The sequence below is a fragment of the Allobosea lupini genome, from assembly GCF_900109525.1.
In the GTDB taxonomy this organism is placed as follows: domain Bacteria; phylum Pseudomonadota; class Alphaproteobacteria; order Rhizobiales; family Beijerinckiaceae; genus Allobosea; species Allobosea lupini.
In genome coordinates, this window is record NZ_FOAN01000008.1 from 210,754 (window position 1) to 226,619 (window position 15,866).

Genomic DNA, 15,866 nt, shown 5'->3' on the forward strand with positions numbered 1-15,866 from the left:
ATAAAGTTTCATGATGTGAAGCTATTGGCCGCGCGGATAACTTTTGCTGGGCGTCACTGGTCGGCAGCGATGGTGCCATCGGCATGGACAATGTCATAGCTCAGCGCCCATTTCAAACCGGCTGGCAGGCGCCAACTGCGCGGACAGGATAGCGGCCCGACGCCATCTCAATCCATCGACCGGATCGACTTCGTGGCCGCCTTCTCCGATCCGGAGGCGGTCTCGCGCTACGCAGGAGGGCCTCGCCGTTTCGTACCTGGCTCCGAAGCGCTGCACTGAATGACGGCCATCCTGGCTTCGGCCGCGGCCGTCATCGTCAAGCGGCCCGCAAAGACCGATGCCAGCACCTCAGCGCGGCGAAGCTCCCGTTCGCTCATCTCCACCCAGCCCATGCCAGACTCCAACGCACGTCACGGCGGAGGAGTGTGACATTCCTAGTTTGCCACGGTGAGACATTCTAACTTTGCGCCTACACATCCTGTCAGAACCCGATAGACAAGTCGCCTGGGGCGCTCGTTAGAGATGTCACTCTCATCGATGTTCCAGCCGAGCTCAAGCAGCGCGGCGGAGCTGGTCAGGGTTGCTCAGCCGCGCTGCGGCGTCATACCGGGGATCTTAGACCCTGGCCGCGAGAGGGGATTTGGGTCCGAGCGATCAGCCCGCCTTGAAGATGCTCTTGCCTTGCCCCTGCCGTCGCGGCGCACGGCCGCTGCGCGACATCTTGAGCTCCTTCTGGCGCTCGGCGATGTAGGCCAGTGCCTCACCTAACCTCTTGTTCTCGACGACCGCGGCTTGATCGACCTGCTGAACCTTGTCGAAGGTCCGATAGGGCAGGTCGAGGCCCTGGTGCCGGATGGCAAACCGACCATCCGGATAGTCGTAGATGGTGACGCGTTGGCGGGAGAGGGGGCGTGTGACCGGCGTCGGTCGGCTCGAGGATGAACAGCATCTTGTCGTATTGAAGCGTCAGGTTCTGCGATACCGTCCGCTCCTCCTTCCAGGCAAAGGCCTCGTCGATATCGTCGTCCGTGGCGAGCGGACGGTGCAGATCTTTGTCGTTGAACGGCTCCTTGGCGAAGCGCCGGTTGAAGTCCTCCATGAAGCCCGGAAGGAATGCGTTTCCTGCCTCGAGCGACGAGATCCCGGCGAGCCGCAGCTCCTTCACCAGCCGATCCTGCAGCGTGCCATTGGCGCGCTCGACCCGTCCTTTGGCCTGCGGGACATTAGCGCAGATGATGTCGATGTTGAGCTGATCCAGCGCCCGGCCGAACTGGGTCATTCCATTGCCGCCGGTCGCACCGACCTTGTTCACCCGAAACGTCGCGTGCTTGTCAGAATAGAACGCGACAGGCTTGCCGTAGCGCTGCAGATAGCTGCGCGTCGCTGCAAAATAGTCGAAGGTCGACTCTGCCGTGACGAATTGCAGGTGCATCAGCCGGCTAGTCGCATCGTCGATGAAGACGAGCAGGGTGCATTGCGGGCCTCGGTCCTCAAACCACCAATGCTGCGAGCCATCGATCTGGATGAGCTCGCCGACGCAATCGCGCCGGTAGCGCGGTTGGTGCACCGGTTTGAGCCGTTCCCGGCGATCACGCCAGATCCCGTCGGCGATCATCCAGCGCCGCACGGTCTCGACACCGAGCCGTAGCCCATGGCGTTCAGCCAGCTTCTCGGCCGCAAGCGTCGGGCCAAAATCGAGGTAGTTGGCCTTGATCAGCATAGGCCCGCAACAGCCGAAAGACCTGGCGCGTGGTCACGCCCATTAGCTGCGCCGCTTCGCCAGTTCGTATCCGCTCCGCCAGCAAATCCTTCAGCACATGAACCCGGTCGATCTCCGTCCGGCTCATCGACAGTACCGTCATCGCACGCAACTCCCCAGCCACGACGCCGAGGAAAAAGTGACATGTCTAAAGAGGAGAGGTGCGACCCTTCTAATGAGCTTCTACACATCCGATTCGCATAAGGAAGATTATGGAACTTCAAAGCAAAGCGATACGCTGAGCTTTTCTACCCGCCAGACCAGCGGCTTTGGACAGCTGCGCCAAAGATCGCCCATGTCGAAGGCATGGAATGGCAGTACCCCGATTTGGATGTCAGCCGGACCACCGCGTGCTATAGACCGAGAGTATCATCGATCCCAACCGGCCCCCTGCGAGTTCGGATGGCTCTTGCGCGTTGAATCAGCACTCGACCTCTCTTGCATCTCGCGCGTGCTTAATTCAGCGAGCTTGAACTTGTTGCCGCGCTCGAGCTCCTGAGCGATCCGGTCCTTCGCAAAAGCCAAAATCGGCTGTCGTAAAGCCGGATCTCGAACCGCCTTGGTCAGAGCTCCCTCGATCGCCGCCATTTGAGAACGCGCAGCTTTGACGACGTCGTCATCTCCGTGCCGGCGACGGTGGGCCGATCTAAAAATGTCGGCGCGGCGTTGGCCGGCAGAACGCAATGGTCGATCAGGTGTCGACGATAGAAGGGGAAGTGCGTCAATTTTGAAGGCCGACCCGTTGGTCGGAGGGACGGCCGACACGGCCTGGGACGGTTGAGCAGCGCGTTGCTGGGATTGTGGTTGGCTCCGCGCCGGATCGACATCCGCCTTGGTCCGCAACGACAGCGCGGCCCGGTCAACAGGATCGGGCTCATAACCGCGCACCGCCAATCCGCGCACGGAAGCCTCGATCCAACCCGTCCGTCGGAACTCGTGCGACCCAAGAAGCTCAACCTCCTTCCACCCTCGATGCTGCGCCACCGAAACCATATCGCGAACGACGCCAGCGTCTTCGAGCCGAGTCGCCAGGCGGTCGGTCGAGACCTTGAACGCCAGGTACTCGCCGCGCGGGTCGACATAGATCTTCGCCACGTCGCCCGCGCCTGCTTCCGCGACATAGTATTTTCGGCGCAGCCGCTCCGGCATTCCGCTTTCAGACTGGCGCTCTGTCTCGCCGCCAAGATCGAATTGAGCCTGACCGGATTGTGTTTCGCCCTGCGGTGCGCTTGCAGCGCCTCGAGGCGACGACCTGCCAGCGCCCGCATCCCTCTCTCGGCCCCGTTCGATCGTGAACTCGCTCTGATCCTGACGGTCACCTTGCAAGGCGCATCTCCTTCATCGATCCGCCGGTCTCCTTGGTTGAAATGATCGCGGCGTCGATAACCTGCGAGCACCAGTTCTTGAGCTCATCCTCGGACAGCCCCTCCAGATCGACCGGCACATCGCCGAAATCAAACGTCGCATCGTCGGGGATCAACGACGGATCGGCTATCTCCTCATCCGTCATCGGCCGTGTCCGAAACGTCGCCTGAAGCTCGGCGACGGCAGATTTCAGCTCAGTGATCTCGCTCGCCAGCAGCATATTGGAGGGGCCGCGATTGGGCGCGATGACCGGTGGCGCCTTCAGACGCGCGGTGAACGCGGCGTCCTCGTAGTAGATGATCTTGTCGCAGATGATCGGCGGCACACTGGTCGCCAGAATGAATGCCTTCGATGGGGGGATCAGCTTGAGCTCCTGCGGCAGCATCAATGCGCGGCGCTGATCCGAGACCGACTCGCTGCGCTTGCCCGCCGACAGCCCCCAAGGCCGCGAGCGGCTTTTCGCCTGAACCGTATCGTAGCCGATCCGCTCGGACAGCTCGTTAGCGACATCCTGTTCCTTGGGAGCGAACACGACCTCGATCGCGTGGTTGGTCATGATGGTCTTGGCGAGGTCAGGGCCATAGATCGCCCGCAACTGCGCCGGGCTTTGAATGATGGTGAGCAGGCGAATCCCGTAGCCGGCGACGAAGGCGACGGATTTGGCGAGCACGCCGACATGGCCGAGCGCCGGGAACTCATCGAGCAGCAACAGGACGCGTCTGTTCAGCTTCGGGTTCTGCTCAGGCAGTTCCCTGCTGTTCAGATCGATGACCTGCTGGAAGAACAGGTTTAGCAGCGGCGCCATGCGGTCGAGATTGTCCGGCGTCACCCCAAGGAAGATCGATATCGGTCTGGCGCGCAGCTCGCGCAGATCAAAATCGTTTGCAGATGTCGCCGCGTCGATGCGCGGATTGAGCCAGAGGCCCAGCCTCGCCGTCGTGGTCTTTCGGACCGAGTTCATGGTGTTCTCGGACGCCGACAGAAAATCGTTCAGCGCCCCGATGCAATGCGATGACAGCGGCGCCGAGCTCTTGGCGCGCTCCTTCATCGCGGCCAGGAAATGCGCCTTCAGGTCGCTCGAGGCCGAGAGCTGTCGCAGGATTTCGCCAATTGTCAGCGGTAGGCCAGGTGTCTCGGCAACGTAACCGCCGATTGCGACGAAAGCCGAGCGGGCGGTCTCGAACCAGAACGGGTCGGCCCGGTTCTCGGCCGGGAATAGCATGACCGCGATGCGCTGGAGATCGTCGTAAAGGTCGACAGGATCGCGGCGCACATAAGCGAGTGGATTGTAGCGCGCGGTGCGACCCTGCTCGTCGAGGGGATCAAACAGGAAGATCGCCTGCCCGCTCGCCTCCCGGAAACCGGCGGTGCGGTCAAAGTTCTCCTTCTTGACGTCGAGCGCGACGACGGAATCCGGCCAGTTCAGCAGGTTCGGGATCACATAACTGACACCCTTCCCCGATCGCGTCGGGGCATAGGCCATGACGTGCTCAGGCCCGCCAAAGCAAAGAAACTTTCCGTCTTTCCGACCGAGCAGGATCCCCCGCTTGGACCTCAGACCTGCTTTGCGGATGTCGCGCTCGGTGGCAAAGCGAGCTTCGCCATGCAGCGGCCGTGGCCTTCTTCGCAGGATAAGACCAATGAGTCCGAAGGCTGCGATCGTCCCGGCCAGCGTGCCAAACGTAATCCAGCGATCGAGGCGCTCGTTTGTTCCGTAATGCGGCCAGGCAATCGCAAGCTCGTTCCAGTGGAATGCGCCATCGTGGTTGCGCAGGCCGAGCAGCAGCACGTTGGAGCCGACGAACAGGAAGATGGCGATGCCGGCAAGCGTGAGCGCAATCCGGAGCACCGCCCTACGCGCTGGCGAGGCGCTTTCGAACGGGGTCATAGTCGATCTCCGTGATGCGGAAGCGGCCTTGCTCGCGTTTCATCTGGATGACGATGTCAACGGTCTGGCGCAGCAGATTGCGGATGTCGTCGCGCGCCAGGTCCCGGCCCTCGGCGCTCTCCTTCACCAGCAAGGTCAACTGCTCGAAGGCGAGACGTGCCGAGTCGGCATGGACTGTCGTGATCGAGCCTGGATGCCCCGAGTTCACGTTGCGTAGATAGAAGAACGCCGTGCCGTCGCGCAGCTCCTGCAGCAGGATGCGATCGGGACGCATGCGCAGGCACGATTCAAGCAGCTCGCGTGGGCCGACCTTGGCGAGGCCTTGCCCGTCCTTGGCGTAGAGCAGTCGGACATGATTGGACTGCGGCACGACAAGTTCGGCCGTGTCCTCGATGGTGACAAGGCGCTCGGTCGCCGGAATCTGTGCGATCAGACCTTTTGACAGCGTTGTCTTGCCTGAGCCTGTTGCGCCTGAGATGACAATGTTGCGGCGGCTGCGAACGGCTAGAGTCAGGAATTCGCGCCAGTGCGCGGCATCGCGCAGGCGCAGCAGCTCCGTTTCGTCGTCAGAGAGATCATCGCTCGTGACGCGGATGTCGGAGAACAGGTTGCGCTCCTCAAAATCCTCGAGGGTCATGGTGACGGTCGACGGCTTTCGGATGGCCAGGCTGACGGTCCCCGCCGGTACTGCCGGTGGTACGACGATCTGGCAACGCTCCTCGCCCGGGAGCGTCGTCGAGACGATCGGATGATCTGGACCGATGTCCTGCCGCGTGTAGCCTGCGGCGGCCGTCGCCAGATGCATCAGATGCGTGTGGCTCAGATCGTGAAGTTCATGCCGATGCCAGCCGCCCGGTCCTTCCGTGAACACCTCGCCCGGGCGGTTGACGACGATCTCGGTGAGATCCGCCTGCGACAGGAATGGCGCGAGCGGCATGAGATATCGTTCCAGCACGATGCGGCTGGCGTGCCGTTCGCAGGCGGTCGGAGCCGTCGGCTTGGCCCGTGCAACGATAACTTCGCATTGGGCTTCCACAGGCGAAGGCGCGAGCGCGGTCATGGCTTTGTAACCCGCGAGCCGGCAGCCACGCCGGCATCGAAGCCCGGCACAGTGCGATCCAAAATCCGCGCGCGGCTTTCGATCCGCTTCAGATCGTAGACTGAAGAGAAGTCAAGATCGCGAGCGACGAAGATGGTGACGCGCTCGCCCTGATTTTTGTTCAGGGTCGGGGGAATGTCGATGGAGCGCTCGACGGCGATGCCGGCGGCCGTATTGGCCGCGCCCGACGTGTTGCGGATCTCGATATCGGCAGCGTCGAGCTGTTTGCGGCCGATCGCGGCCGCGTCGCTGACGATCGAGAGCAGAAGTGCTGCGCCAAAGCGCTCCCAGAAATGGGTGTCGATCTCGCCGTCGAAGCCGGCACGGCCGAGCGCGTCGGTCGCAGGCGACGCAAGCGCCACAATGACACCGGTCGGGGTTTTTGCCCTCGTCCAAAGCACGAACATGCGCTTGGAGCCCTTCCGGACCTGGCCGCGATACTCGCCGACGATCTGGGTGCCCTTCTCCATCAGTACGACATGGCCGGAGTCCGACAAGACATCGTGCAGCACAACGCAGGAGACAAATCCCGGCACATCCGACGACATTGCCGTCTCAAGCACGCATGGGATCGCAGATCCTTGCGCCACCAGGAAATTGCGATTGGGCAGGCGAGCGGCGCGCACGCCTTCGATCGACGTTGCCCTGAGCTTGTCGGCAAGGTCGTTCCGAGGTTCTCCTGCTACTGCCAACAGAGGCGATCCGGGCAATGAGACCCCCTGCCCTGCCCCGTCCCCGCCCGAAGCTCCGCGGCCAGGCCGGTTGAAGGCGAGCACCGGCGCGCGCCGGGCACTTTCCATCAGCTTATCGGTCTGCGGCGCAGCGGCGGCCGGCGCGAGCTGAGGCGGCAGGACTGGCACGGCAGCCTGCTGAACCGGGGCCGGGATTGGCGCCTCGCGAGCAGGCTCGAATGCAGTGGTCTGGCGGATGATCGGTTTTGTGGAGCCCTGCTCGACAGGCTTTTCCGATTTCCAGGTGCTCCAGATCACGAGGACTGAGAACGCGATCAGCGCAGCCGCACCGATACCGCGCTTGGCGAGCGCCCGGCCCGAACCCTCGACAGGTCCTGAGACGGGAGTGATGCCGCGCTCGCCTTCTACGCCGGAAGGCGCCGTCTGATCAGCCATGACCTGCTCCTCAGCGGCGCCGTGGCGCGGGCTGCTTTTGGGTCCGAGCGATGCTCGGGCTCGTCGTGCCAGTGCCTGGGCTCCTGCCGACGGCGTCAAAGGCCTCGTTGAAGATGCAGAGCACCTCATTGCCGCGGCGCAGCCGGAACTCGCGCGCGGTGGCATGGACAACGACAAGCTCGCCTCGGACATCCTTCGGGACGAGGCTCTCGGCGCCATCGGAGCCGACCATGGAGATCGCCGGAACTTCGCGATTGCCTGCGAAGCGGAAGCTCGTGACCTTGCCGTCGTCAAAAACGCTGTCGGGCTCAAGATCGGCTGCACCCTGCGCTGAGAACCGCCAATTGCGCGCGCCGTATTGCTGGTGGAGATCGAACGTCTGCTCGATCACAACCCCCTCGCGCTGCTGGCCACGCGCTTCGGTCTCGGCGCGACGCCGGTCGGCTTCGTCGGCCGGGTAAGAGTACTTCACGACAAAATAGCTCTCCTTGAGCGAAGCTTCCGTGATCGCGAGCTCGAACTGGTAAGAGCGCTTGCGACCGTCGCGTCGCGTCGTCACGACCTGCAGATTGGTCGGCGGATGCTTTTCACGGGGCTTCAGGAATAGGATCGAGCCGGCCGGCGCGACCTCCCAGGCGATCGAGTCGCCGATCGCGACATGGGCGATTTCCTCATCCTCGGCAAAAATAACCTGCGTGGACGCCCGGATCACGCCATTGACCTTGACGACATTGGCGGGGTCATACGCAACGAAGCGCACCCGCTCGTCGCGCGCCCCTGCGGTCGGGAGTTGCAAGGCAAGGGACGGCAGTCCAATGCCGATCGCCAGGACCAGCCCGCACCAGATTGCGATGACGCGGCGGCTCATGGCGCGACCTCCGGATCGGCGCGGTATTCCGAGACGAGGAAGCCGAGCGGGTTGATCAGGCGATCGGTCGAGGAGACCGGCGCGTTGACATAGGCGAAGGTCAGGATCGCAATCCAATGCGTGACCTTGGTCTCGTCGCCTTTCCGACTCTCCTTCAGGAAACGAACTGAGGCGAGGTTGTCGGCCAGCAGCGAGATCGCCTTGATCCGGATCTCGGCGACGCCAAAGCGGCCGTGCAGAACCTGCGGGCTTTCAGGGTTCGAGCCGCGATAGACGGCGGCGAAACGGGCCTGCTCTGCCTGCGACGACAGCAGCGCCACCGTCTGGAAATTGCTGGCGGCCTCGGCCTGGCTAAAACCCTCGCGCGAGCGGACATAGCGCCCCAGAAAATACTTCGTGACCGCCTCATCGTAGGTTCGCGGGGACGAGCCGAGGGCCGAGACTGTCTCGACGATGCCGGTCGCGTTATCGACGCGTATGACGAAAGGCTCGACGGTCTTCAGCGGCGCAAGCGCCGCAACCGCGCCGACGGCGGCTGTCGCGAGCACGCAGGCTGCCGTCGCCACGAACCAGGCCAGCCGCTTCGACCGTTGCGCCGTTAGAAGCAGATCCTGCTCCCAGCGCCGGGCATTGTCGAAGTAGTCCTTCAGGTCGTCGGGCCTAACCATGGCGCGGGGCCTCGCCACAGGCTCGGAACGACCGCGCGATGTCGAAGGCGGACCAGCCTGTGGCAACCTGGCCGATGCCGCGGGCAGGCAGCTCTTGCTGGGACTGGCCGAGCCGTTTGACGACAGGCGTGTCAGGCTGCGTCGCAGCCGGGGGCGTAGCTTCCCAATCCCACAGCGACCGGTTGAGAGGGCGTTTTGCCGAACCGTCGCAGGACGGCGCGCCCTTGTTCATGGCGGCACAGCCCGTCACCGTTATGGCCAGCAAGACGCTGGTGATCACGCGACATCTCATTGAACAAGTCCTTCTTCGCCTCATCGGGCGGATGCTGGTGTTCCTGTTATGGGGGTGAATTCAGACCCGCCTGATCTCGCCGCCCTGGCGACGGGCGCGGATGCGGGTTGCTGCGCGATAGGCGGCGGCCTGTGCGCCGGCATACGCGCCAACGGCAGCCGAAGCGGCGTTTGCTGTAATGGCACTGGTGACGACGCGAGCGGCCAGCGACGCGCCGCCGCCGGCAAGGCCTCCAGCGATCGCAGGGAGTTGCAGGGCGATGTAGGCGGCAAGGCCGAGGACCGCGCTAATTGCGACAGCACCTACCATGAGGCCACCGCCGGTCGTCGTACCGGCCCCGTATTTCTCGACGAAGCTTTGTACCGACGTCAGCATAAGCCCGACCAGCGCCACTACAAGCACGTGCAAAATGACAAAATTCGCGACCTGACGCGTCCAGGCTTCTGTGAAGGGTCGCGTGGCATCGAATAATGCGAGCGCAATGAAGATCGGCCCGAGCGCTATGACGACCGCTAATCCGATCTTGGCATAGAGCAGGATGGCGAACTGCAGGAAACCCGAGACGGCGGTAAAAACCGCAAGTATTGCCGCAATCAGAGCTGGCGCGATTGTGGTCAGGCCGGCCTGTTCATAGATCTTCTGCGACACTTCGATGCCTTTGGTAAGGAGGCGATCAAAAGGCTGGCCGGAGGACGTGTCGAGCGCGGTTCCGGCCAAAGCGTTCCCGATCTCTTTTGGCAACGACGTGAAGAAGAGGTTGGTCACGTACTGCTGGAACGAGCTTGCATTCGAGGCGAGGAGCACGATCAGGACGAGCCTCATCGCTCGCCAGGCAAACTCCTGGATTGGCTCGGCGATCGCCCCGCGCATGACGGCAAAGCCGTACAAAACGACATAGAGCAGCACGGCAACTCGCAACGGACCATCAACAAAAGACGCGAGGTTCGAGACCGACGTCGACACGAACGTCGTAATCGGCTGTTCGAATTCTTTGAGGAAGTCGTCGAAAATTGTGATCGCCATGTCTGATCACTGCTTCAAAGAACCGAGTGCACGCGCCCAGTCGAGCATCAGAACGCGCTCGTGTGCCAGGCCCGCATCGATAAGCGGCGGTTTGCCGCGCTGATTACTTGGAATGGACCGACATGGCTTCCATGTGCCTTCCAGCGCATCTGGGTTTCCGAGTAACCAGGCAGTTGTCGGAGTCGCGGCGCGCTTCAGGAGCAGGTGGGAACTGCTGTTACTGCTGAGCGGCGTCTCGTCGAATTGCTCGACGCAGCCATTGAGCAGACGTAAAACGGCCAGCGAATCTGCCGAGAGCGATCTCATTGCAGCGCCGCCTTCATCTCGTCGACAAGTTGCCGCTCGCGCTCTTTCTGCCGCTGACCGTCCATGTCGCCGCGCGCCTGCTGCACCATGGCCAGCCCCTGCATGCGCAGCACCTCGTTCTGCAGGAGCGCCTGCTCCGCCTGAATGCGCGCAGAGAGATCCAGCACGTCCTTGGCGTCCTTGGACCCTGTGATCTTCTGGCGGAGTTCTTCCAACCCATCGATACGTTTTGATGCCGTGTCGTAGACGCTTTGGCCGATCGAATGCTTCGCGCCGGTCTGGCGCGCGATGCGGTCGAGCTCGGTGCGATAGAACGAATTCGCATCGCCGCCCTGATAGGCGCGATTCTGATCGAGATAGCGATCGACGAGGCCAGCAAGCGATCCGCCGCCGCCCGAGACCAGCTTCTCGATCTCGCCAAACTCTTTCGGCAGGTGTTTCCGGAATTCATCGCTGCTCAAAAGCGAGGCGACATCGTTGACGTCCGTCAGCTTGTTGAAGCTTTCGTAGAGCTGCTTGGCCTGAGTCAGCTGCGCTTTCATCATTTCGATTTGCTCGGCCAGCTTGCCGATCTGCTCGACATGTTTTGCGATCGCGCTGGCGTCGAACACCGGAACGCCTTGCTGGGCGACGCTGAGTGCGGGCAATCCAGCCAGTGCTGCGGCAATTAGCAGGCGAGATACTCTCATCGGTCGATCCTTCTCTCGGCATGGAAGCGGGGCAGGAACGCTTCGGGGTTGTCTCCGACCTCGGCGCGGATGCGGTCGAGCAGCTCGACGGTCTCGGTGCGGCCCGACAGCACGGCGAGCGCCTCATTCATGCCGCCGAGGTCGAGCTCGGCGACGACGGACTGGCCGTTCTGTTTGACCAGGAAGCGCCGGCTCTCGGCCGACAGCTCTTCCTTGATCAGCCGGAACTCGGTTTCAGTGAGATGGAAGCCATCGACATAGTCCGAGCGCGTGCCGCGCGGGTTCGGCATGAAGATTTGCGTCGGGCACTGTTCGACGATGGTGTGGGCAATTGGAGACGCCAGCGCATCGCGCGGTGACTGCGTCCCGAAGACCATGACGCCGTTCTGCTTTCGGATCGTCTTGAGCTTGTCGTTGGCGAGCGCTCGAAAGGCGTCGTCGCCGAGCGCCTTCCAGAATTCGTCGATGTCGATGATGATGCGGCGGCCGTCGATGAGCTGCTCGACGCGATGGAACAGCACCATCATCAGCGGCGTGCGCACGACCGGATGTTCGAGCACGTCGGTCATGTCGAAGCCGATGAAGTCGGCGTCGAACGCGATCGCGTCCTCTTCAGCATCGAGGACCCAGCCGAGCGCAGAGCCGTTGCACCATCGTTCGAGCCGGGCACCAATCCCCTCGCGATCTTGCTGTCCGAGAAACGCGCGCAGCGCCGATAGCGAGCGCTCCTCACGCGGCAGAGCGCGCATGGCCTCGAGGCTGGAATCGATGCGCTCTTCATCGACGACGGAGAGCGCCCTGCCCTCGACCGTGACGAGCTTGCGAACGAGCTCGCCGAGGAAAGCAAGATTGACCGGCGTCAACTCGAGCGCCTTCAACGGCGCGCAACCGGTTGGTAAGCCATTCTTGAGCGTGAGATAGGTGCCGCCCGAAGCGCGCACGAAGATTTCGGCGCCGCGGTCCTTGTCGAACATAACGCGTTGGCAGCCAAATCTTTCCGCCTCGGCGAGCAGAAAGTTTTGCAGCACTGTTTTACCAGAGCCTGACGGGCCGCAAATGAAGGTGTTGCCCAGGTCTCCGGCATGGAATGAGAAATGATAGGGTGAGCCCGAGGCCGTCTTCAGCATGGCGGCCGATGGTCCCCAATGATTTTCGTTAGCCTTACCGGTCGGATGGCTATGGAACGGCGATAGCGCCGCAAAATTGCGCGAGGTGATCGCGCCCGATCGGGCCCGGTGGTTGAACAGGCCCGGCATCTGCGCCCAGTATGCGGCCTCAAGACCGAGGTCTTCGCGCGCGACGACCGCGCCGGCCTCGGCTAAAACTCGGCGCGCTTGAGCCATCGTCTCGAGCAGCGCTTTTGGGTTTTCGGCGCGCACCAGCAGCGAGAGATGATGTTCGCCCATGACAAAGCGGTTGGATTCGAGATCGTCCAGCGCATCGGTCAGGTCGTCGATCTGGGAAGCCGCGACGTCCTGGGTTGAGACGAGCTGATTTTGCTTGCGCGTCAGTACGGTTTTGGCGTCCGCCTTCGACAGGAAGGCGAAGCTCTGCGAAAGCACGAACTCGAACGGAACTGAGAGCAGGCCGTTCAGCATGCCGGGCTTGGTCGAGGCCGGATAATCCTTAAGGCCGAACATTCCGGCGTAAAGCGAGCCGCCGGCCGCGCGAACCTCGATCGCTTCGCGGCCGAAGATGACGCGGTTGGTGTAGATGGCCGAACCGATCCGACCTTGGGGCAAGGCTGTCGGGAAATCCTCGCTCGATGCCAGCAGATGCAGGAGTCGCATCGGTTCCGAAAACAGCATGCCGTCATGCTCGACGAGGCCCAGCTTTTTTGGACCGTAGCGATCGAGCGCAGCCGAGATGTCTCGTGCGGCATCATCCAGCCGCTTCAAGGCGGCGGCCTCGACCTCCCCTCCCCTGCCGCGCGCCTGATTGAGCCGGGAAATGAAGCCGGCTGCGGCTTCCGCACGATCTCGACCGGGATGGACGACGATCGTGAGGTAGAGCTCGTTGCGGAACAGCTGCGCACCCCGGAGGGCCTCGCGATACCCGGCGTCGAGATCGCGCGCGAAAGCGGAGAAGAACACACCATCGGGATAGGACGCGTCCCGCCGCCGGATCAGATGCGCCCAGAGTGCGAGCCGGTCGTCGGCGAGATTGCGCAGTGTGAGATTGAGCTTGCCGTGAAGGTCGTTGAGATCGCGGACATCGGCCGTCTCAAAGGCGATGCCATCGAGACGGATCGTCGTCATCAAAGCCCGCGTCGAGAGGCTGACGACGGTCTCCGTCACGTGTCGAACGTAGGGTAGGTGAACGTTCGGGTCGATCTCGCGAGCTTTCATGCGCGTAGCGTCAGCCATGGTCGATCTCGCGGTTTTTGAAGCGGCGAAGGAGGTGCAAGGGCGTCGGCGATGACCCACCCCAGACCGCGCCATTGCGTGCGCGTCCGCGAGTTTCCAACCAAGCGACGATCAGTCTGAACTGGTTGGGATCATGCCGGCAGATTGCGCGGCAAATCAGATGGATGGGCAGGGCGGCCAGGCCATAGACGATCGAACCTGCCACCAAGAAGAGGATACAGGAGGCCATCACGTTGATGGCCATCGCCTCCATGGTCACGCCCGCAATCATCGCTGGCCTTGTGCAGGCGAGAAACAGCGTATCCTCGATCAGGCGTTCGGGTTCGCTCGTCATCGCGGCCGCGTCTCAGCTGCCGCCGGTCAAGGTCGAGACGATTTCGGACGCGCCGAATACGATGGCCACGCCGAGCACGACATAAGCCGCCTTGCGCAGATCGAGATAGCCGAACATCCAGGCGATGCCGACAATGATCACCGCGAGCGTCGCCAGGAGGCGCGCGACATTGCCGGTCAGCATCGTGACGATGTTTTGCAGCACGCCCTCGATATTGGCGGTCTGGGCGAGCGCCGGTTCGACGGCGAAGAGAAAAAGCACTGCAGCCATGCCGGCCGGCGTGGTGAGTGTGCGAAGTGGCACAGGCATAGGGTATCTCCTGGACAGGCGTGTCTTGATGCCGCACGGTGGGATGCGGTCGGATGGAAGCGGTTCTGCGGAGGTCAGCGGCTGTAGATCAACAGCGACGCGCCTCGGTGTGCGCCATAGACGCTCCAGGATGGCGGATCCTTAGCGGATACGTTCTGCTCTTGCTGGGATGACGCCTCGCGTTGTCGATCGGCCTCCGGAGCCGGTTTGCGCGGCGCCGTGCCGGCGTTCCGAACAAATTTGAACGATGCGATCGCCTGCTCTCCGGCTGCCTCATCAGAGGCGCCTCGGGCAACGAGCTGCGTCTTGCGCTCGTGAAAAACGCGCCCGACTCCAGCAATATGTGGGCACGGCTCAAACGCTGTGGTCACGGTGAGCCCAGCTGCCTTGAGATCTTCATCGCCAAGTTGCGCCAGGCCGATCCGAACGTGTTGCCCTGCCATGGTCGCTTCGCTGGCGAACGCGATCGCCTCAGGCTTCGAACCTGCAAGGATCCGGATCGGCCGCTTGCCTGCAATGGTGACGAGCAAGGGCTCGAACTCGCTCGCCTGTAGAATGATCGCGGCGACGGGTTTCGCCAGGGCTGAGGGTGCACAACGCTCGATCAATGTCGCAATGTCGGCGGACTCCATTAGAACCGGATCCATGTGCTGGGCCCGTCTGGTCCTGCCACCTCCATGACATTGGGGTGCGCGCGATATTGGACCGCTTGAATGTCATGAGGCTGGCAGGCCTCGTCTCCTCGCTCGCAATCGCGAAGGAGCTTGCTTGAGACGCAGGCAATAAGCGCTGCACCATCGCACTCAAGTTCATGCGCAATGTATCCGTCCTGGCATGCTTCAGACGGATCAGAGCCGATCGGCCAAGTGCTCGCTCCTGTGGCTGCACATGCGAGAAAGCCCCCTCCCCGCCTGAGATGCGGCCAGAGCCAGGTCACGGGTGGAACGCAAGCAGAGTATTGGGTCGGCCCGCCAGGAGCAGCGAGGCATAGCAACCCAGCGTAGCCCCATTTGTGGGCGGATGCCGGGCCGATCAACGTACTGGCGATTGCGCCAGCGAGCGTCATCCGGAGCATGCGAAACTCGGTCATGCTGCAAACGGCAGGGCCATCTTCAGCGGAAGGACTGGCCCGCTCAGACCGCCATTGCGGCGGATCGCATCCAGCGCATCGTCCTCAATCGGCAACAGCCCGGCGACGGCAGCTGTCGACCCAATCCGTCGCGGGCCCCCGATACGCCGCAACCTCCACCCGGCCCTTCTAAGAATGCGCTCCATTCGCAGATCGGTGACTGTTGCGATCGACTTGAGCCCGCGCGCAGTGCTCCACTCGAGCATGGCGGCAAGCAGCATGAACGTGGCTTGCCGCAGTCCGCCCTCCGTTGTAGCGGCCGTTGATCCGGTATCGACGCAAAAGCGCGAGCTTTCCACGATGGAATCGGATCGCGGCGCATTGGCGCCATCCAGCAGCTCCGGGAAGGTTTCGGCCAGCATGTTCGGCGCCGTCGTCGGCAACAGCCTAACGCAACCGAGCACCGTGCCGCGATCGACGACGACAAGGTAGGTCGCATCCTGCGTGTCATAGCGATCCTTCTCGAAATCGCCCCTTGTTGAAACCGACCAGTCGAGCCGGTCCTTGAAGACTTTCCGTCGCAGCCGATGCATGTCCCTGAGCAGCGAGCGATTGGCGCCATCTCCGGCGCGGGTCAGTTCGACGACCTGCATCGTCACCTCCGAATCGCGTTGATCTGGAGGCCAATCGATCAGAGGCGAGCT

At 62.6% G+C, this 15,866-nt stretch carries 15 protein-coding genes and 1 pseudogene; all 16 read right to left on the reverse strand.

Features of this window, described 5'->3' with window-relative positions; genetic code table 11:
• Window positions 1–654: 654 nt before the first annotated feature.
• Window positions 655–1,862: pseudogene (locus tag BMZ21_RS22950) on the reverse strand (ISNCY family transposase).
• Between the two features lie 266 nt (window positions 1,863–2,128).
• Window positions 2,129–3,085: an LPD7 domain-containing protein gene (locus tag BMZ21_RS22955; protein WP_143079773.1), complete on the reverse strand. Its 957-nt coding sequence runs from the start codon at window positions 3,083–3,085 to the stop codon at window positions 2,129–2,131.
• Entirely contained in the window at window positions 3,075–5,012 is a 1,938-nt protein-coding gene (locus BMZ21_RS22960; RefSeq protein WP_091840126.1) for a type IV secretory system conjugative DNA transfer family protein, read from the reverse strand. Before BMZ21_RS22960 ends, BMZ21_RS22955 begins: the two co-directional genes overlap by 11 nt.
• Complete coding sequence (gene virB11 / locus BMZ21_RS22965; RefSeq protein WP_244543974.1) at window positions 4,978–5,949, reverse strand: P-type DNA transfer ATPase VirB11; 972 nt, start codon at window positions 5,947–5,949, stop codon at window positions 4,978–4,980. The genes BMZ21_RS22960 and virB11 overlap by 35 nt, the downstream gene beginning before the upstream one ends.
• 119 nt (window positions 5,950–6,068) lie before the next feature.
• Window positions 6,069–7,238, reverse strand: a complete 1,170-nt coding sequence (gene virB10 / locus BMZ21_RS22970; RefSeq protein WP_091840130.1) for a type IV secretion system protein VirB10 — start codon at window positions 7,236–7,238, stop codon at window positions 6,069–6,071.
• 10 nt (window positions 7,239–7,248) lie between these two features.
• Window positions 7,249–8,106 (reverse strand): P-type conjugative transfer protein VirB9, encoded by an 858-nt coding sequence (virB9, locus tag BMZ21_RS22975; protein ID WP_091840132.1) that lies wholly within the window; start codon window positions 8,104–8,106, stop codon window positions 7,249–7,251.
• A complete protein-coding gene (locus BMZ21_RS22980) occupies window positions 8,103–8,774 on the reverse strand; it encodes a VirB8 family type IV secretion system protein (protein WP_091840135.1) in 672 nt (223 codons plus the stop codon). The genes virB9 and BMZ21_RS22980 overlap by 4 nt, the downstream gene beginning before the upstream one ends.
• Window positions 8,767–9,054: a hypothetical protein gene (locus BMZ21_RS22985; RefSeq protein WP_091840138.1), complete on the reverse strand. Its 288-nt coding sequence runs from the start codon at window positions 9,052–9,054 to the stop codon at window positions 8,767–8,769. The genes BMZ21_RS22980 and BMZ21_RS22985 overlap by 8 nt, the downstream gene beginning before the upstream one ends.
• 72 nt (window positions 9,055–9,126) lie before the next feature.
• On the reverse strand, window positions 9,127–10,089 hold the full coding sequence (locus BMZ21_RS22990) for a TrbL/VirB6 family protein (RefSeq protein ID WP_091840140.1): 963 nt from the start codon (window positions 10,087–10,089) through the stop codon (window positions 9,127–9,129).
• 6 nt (window positions 10,090–10,095) lie between these two features.
• Complete coding sequence (locus BMZ21_RS30045; RefSeq protein WP_143079774.1) at window positions 10,096–10,395, reverse strand: hypothetical protein; 300 nt, start codon at window positions 10,393–10,395, stop codon at window positions 10,096–10,098.
• Window positions 10,392–11,084: a P-type DNA transfer protein VirB5 gene (gene virB5, locus BMZ21_RS22995; protein ID WP_091840143.1), complete on the reverse strand. Its 693-nt coding sequence runs from the start codon at window positions 11,082–11,084 to the stop codon at window positions 10,392–10,394. The genes BMZ21_RS30045 and virB5 overlap by 4 nt, the downstream gene beginning before the upstream one ends.
• Complete coding sequence (locus BMZ21_RS23000) at window positions 11,081–13,450, reverse strand: VirB4 family type IV secretion/conjugal transfer ATPase (RefSeq protein ID WP_091840146.1); 2,370 nt, start codon at window positions 13,448–13,450, stop codon at window positions 11,081–11,083. Before BMZ21_RS23000 ends, virB5 begins: the two co-directional genes overlap by 4 nt.
• Window positions 13,443–13,784, reverse strand: a complete 342-nt coding sequence (locus tag BMZ21_RS23005; protein WP_091840149.1) for a VirB3 family type IV secretion system protein — start codon at window positions 13,782–13,784, stop codon at window positions 13,443–13,445. The genes BMZ21_RS23000 and BMZ21_RS23005 overlap by 8 nt, the downstream gene beginning before the upstream one ends.
• Window positions 13,785–13,796: 12 nt before the next feature.
• Window positions 13,797–14,093 carry a TrbC/VirB2 family protein gene (locus tag BMZ21_RS23010; protein WP_091840151.1) on the reverse strand — a complete coding sequence of 99 codons (297 nt, stop codon included), beginning with the start codon at window positions 14,091–14,093 and terminating at the stop codon, window positions 13,797–13,799.
• A gap of 74 nt (window positions 14,094–14,167) precedes the next feature.
• Window positions 14,168–14,725, reverse strand: a complete 558-nt coding sequence (locus BMZ21_RS23015; protein ID WP_091840153.1) for a lysozyme family protein — start codon at window positions 14,723–14,725, stop codon at window positions 14,168–14,170.
• Window positions 14,726–15,179: 454 nt separating this feature from the next.
• Window positions 15,180–15,815, reverse strand: a complete 636-nt coding sequence (locus tag BMZ21_RS23025; RefSeq protein ID WP_091840157.1) for an acyl-homoserine-lactone synthase — start codon at window positions 15,813–15,815, stop codon at window positions 15,180–15,182.
• Between the last annotated feature and the right edge of the window lie 51 nt (window positions 15,816–15,866).